The following is a 3,074-nucleotide window of genomic DNA, read 5'->3' on the forward strand; positions in this document are numbered from 1 at the left end:
TCCGATTAAGGAAGTGATCAAAATTATTGCTGAACAAAGCATCAGTGGCTTGCCAGTGGTTAACGAAGCAGGCAAATTGGTGGGAGTGATTTCAGAAACTGACTTGCTGTGGCAGGAGACAGGAGTAGAACCGCCAGTCTATATCATGTTTCTCGACAGCGTGATTTACTTAGAAAATCCTGCCCGTTATGACCAAGAACTCCATAAAGCACTTGGACAAACCGCTGGGGAAGTAATGACTGGTCATCCCATGAGCATCAAACCGGATCAACCCTTACGGAAAGCGGCTAAGTTGATGCAGGAAAAATCAATCCACCATTTACCAGTAACAGATGAAGCGGAGCAAGTGATTGGAATTCTGACCTCTGGGGATATTGTCCGGGCTATGGCAGCTGAGTTACAGAATTAAGGGAACTGTTCTATCTCAAATAGTGTTCACGGTGAACAACCAACATGGTAAGTTTAGTTTTGGCTAGATATTGAGCAATTTACCCATGAGCGTTACTCGTGAATCTGTCGAACAGCTGCTGAATTCACCGGATTTTGGCCAGCGCATTAGTGGATTAAACCAACTACGCCAGCTGGAACCATCGGTGGCGTTTGAGCTAATTCAACCCTTGGTTAACGATAACAATGTTCGGATTCGATATGGGGCAGTCAGCCAGCTCCATACCTTGGGTAATCAGGATTTAACCTTAGCTTTGACCCTATTACGCGATCGCCTTTTGAATGATCCAGAACCAGATGTTCAGGCAGCAGCAGCGGATTCCTTGAGTGCCTTGAAGCTCACCGAAGCCTATGATGATTTAGAGCAAACCTATCACCAAACCACTGAGTGGATCATTAAATTTAGTATTATAGCTGCCTTAGGGGAACTAGGTGAACCCCGTTCATTTCAACTTTTAGAAGACGCTCTCAAATCCGATATCAGTTTAATCCAAACCGCCGCCATTAGTTCCTTAGGAGAATTGGGAGATCCCCGGGCTGTGCCTCTGTTGATTCCCTTTGCCACTAATTCCGACTGGCAAATTCGTTACCGGTTAGTACAAGCACTGGTTAATCTGGGAGGAGAAGAAGCTAGGGCAGTCCTAGAAACATTAGCGAATGACAGTGTTGAGCAGGTGGCTAGTGTAGCGCAAGAGGGCTTAAAAGCATAAGGCTTGAACAGGGAATAGGGAGAAGAGTGTGGGGAGAGGCGGGAGTGTGGGAAGTGTGGGAAGTGTGGGAAGTGTGGGAAGTGTAGGAAGTGTGGGAAGTGCCCAACGCAATAACAAACCCAATTACAAAAACCCTTCCATCTCGATCATTTCAATCATCTGAAGTCCACGGGGGTCTCCCACTTTCAAGAGGGCAGCTTTGGCGTCTTCTTTTACCCCTAGGTCTTCATCATCAGCAAATGCTTCAATTAAGGCATCAATAGCACCAGCGTAAACCGCATTGGAGGGCAATTCCCGACACAGTTGCCCGATAGACCAAGCACAATTACTGCGCACTGCTGCTACTGGGTCTTTCCTTAAACCAGTAATCAAGGGCGGAATCGATGCGATTACTTCTTCATAATCTAACTCTGCCATTTGCGCCAGAGCACTAGCTGCCCACAAACGCACTGCAGGAATATCCGTTTTTAGGGAATCAATTAGAGACGCTAAAGCACGGCGATCGCGACAGTTTCCCAATGCCCAGACAACCCCTTTACGGACATAACCGTTCCAATCTTGGTTAAGTTGGTCAATCAAGGGCTTTACTGCCGTGGGACTGGGATTGCGCCCTAGACCATAGGCAGCACTTACCCGCACTAAGGGACAAACATCATTTAACAGGTTAATCAGATGGGGAATTGCCCGCTCATCTTGCAACTCACAAAAAGCACGAGCTGCTAGCATCCGTTGCTGGCTTTCCGGTGCCGTTAACAGAGCCAGCATTTCCTCTGGATCAGGTTTGGGAGCTTCTAACTCATCTTCAATCGGCTCTATGTCATCTAAAGGGCTTTCTAGTAAAGCCGTATTATCCAGTAAACTCAGATCATCATCGTCATACATGCCTGATAACCTACCTTATCTTGCCTGATTCTACCAGGGTCTTATTTCTTATTTAGTATTGTCTGTGCAATGGTTTAACCATCCACAGAGATTGGGTTCTAAAACCCAGTCCGTGGTAAAGGTTCAAAGCGACTTGATTCGATTGAAACACCTGTAGTCCAATTTGGCGATCGCCTCTTGCCCTTGCCCTAGCTTCAGCCTGCTGCATCAGTGCTGAACCAATGCCTTGACGGCGGTGTGCTGGCATGACGTACAGTAAAAAAATATAGGTATAGCGATCGCCATTTACCTGATCAACCCCATTTCCCATCCACAGACAACCAACTGGCAAGGGATGAGTTACGATAGAGCCTTTCCTAGAAACGTTCCCATCCGCTACTGTAACCCACCACAGCGGGGTTTCTCTGGAAAAGTACTGTTTAACAGTCCTCGCCAGGTGAGAAAAATCATTTTGTTCTGGGAAAAGCTCTTGGTAAGTTAATTCCATGAACTTCACCAAAATTGCCCGTTCTCGTACCGTTCCCAGGCGTAGCTGGTACCGTGCTAACAATGGCTTACTCACCAGTGTTCCCAGAATTTTGGTTAACAACCAACTGAGCCGATACTGGTGCTTGAATGCTGGCAGCGTCAAACTCTTCAATCGGTGCAGGGGCTAGCATATCGTTCGGTAAAAAGATCCGAGAACTGACTGCCAATAGGGCAATTAAGAAGCCTAGTAATGCCAGTAGGGGAGCAATGTACTGACGAAATATAGCCATGAATTTAATGGTTCGTTGATTTTAACAATTCTTTACTTTCTCCATCTTACAACAATGGCAAAGCTTTTAGCGGTTGAACGCGATCGCGTGGCCTTTTGGCCAAGGTTATTTGGTTGAAGGTTGAAGGTTGACGGTTGGGGGTTGGAGGTTGGAGGTTGGAGGTTGGAGGTTGGAGGTTGAAGGTTGGAGGTTGCAGGTTGAAGGTTGGAGGTTGGAGGTTGGAGGTTAGAGGTTGGAGGTTGAAGGTTGGAGGTTGGAGGTTGGAGGTTTAAAGTTA

The 3,074-nt window shown here is 46.8% G+C and carries 6 protein-coding genes; 2 read left to right on the plus strand and 4 right to left on the minus strand.

From position 1 onward, the window contains the following. Both F6K20_RS31455 and nblB read left to right on the plus strand, forming a co-directional pair. Positions 1-409, plus strand: a 409-nt coding sequence (locus F6K20_RS31455; RefSeq protein WP_287297351.1) for a CBS domain-containing protein, incomplete at its 5' end; no start/stop codon positions are given. Positions 410-494: 85 nt separating this feature from the next. After that, on the plus strand, positions 495-1,157 hold the full coding sequence (gene nblB, locus F6K20_RS31460) for a phycobilisome degradation protein NblB (RefSeq protein ID WP_071102697.1): 663 nt from the start codon (positions 495-497) through the stop codon (positions 1,155-1,157). A gap of 123 nt (positions 1,158-1,280) precedes the next feature. Here the strand turns inward: nblB and F6K20_RS31465 are convergent, their stop codons facing one another. The 4 genes from F6K20_RS31465 to F6K20_RS31480 form a co-directional block, all read right to left on the minus strand. Continuing rightward, entirely contained in the window at positions 1,281-2,039 is a 759-nt protein-coding gene (locus F6K20_RS31465; RefSeq protein WP_071102698.1) for a HEAT repeat domain-containing protein, read from the minus strand. 52 nt (positions 2,040-2,091) lie between these two features. Further along, positions 2,092-2,601 carry a GNAT family N-acetyltransferase gene (locus F6K20_RS31470; RefSeq protein WP_008190112.1) on the minus strand — a complete coding sequence of 170 codons (510 nt, stop codon included), beginning with the start codon at positions 2,599-2,601 and terminating at the stop codon, positions 2,092-2,094. Beyond that, entirely contained in the window at positions 2,594-2,797 is a 204-nt protein-coding gene (locus tag F6K20_RS31475) for a DUF8624 family small hydrophobic protein (protein WP_008190114.1), read from the minus strand. Before F6K20_RS31475 ends, F6K20_RS31470 begins: the two co-directional genes overlap by 8 nt. A gap of 32 nt (positions 2,798-2,829) precedes the next feature. Next, positions 2,830-3,074, minus strand: a 245-nt coding sequence (locus F6K20_RS31480; RefSeq protein WP_287297355.1) for a hypothetical protein, incomplete at its 5' end; no start/stop codon positions are given.

Origin of the sequence: Moorena sp. SIO2C4, assembly GCF_010672485.1 — a bacterium.
GTDB classification, from domain to species: domain Bacteria; phylum Cyanobacteriota; class Cyanobacteriia; order Cyanobacteriales; family Coleofasciculaceae; genus Moorena; species Moorena producens.

Bases quoted from the DNA above. Each gene is read 5' to 3' on its own strand.
- nblB (WP_071102697.1), top strand. From the start codon at position 495: ATGAGCGTTACTCGTGAATCTGTCGAACAGCTGCTGAATTCACCGGAT.
- F6K20_RS31465 (WP_071102698.1), bottom strand. From the start codon at position 2,039: ATGTATGACGATGATGATCTGAGTTTACTGGATAATACGGCTTTACTA.
- F6K20_RS31475 (WP_008190114.1), bottom strand. From the start codon at position 2,797: ATGGCTATATTTCGTCAGTACATTGCTCCCCTACTGGCATTACTAGGC.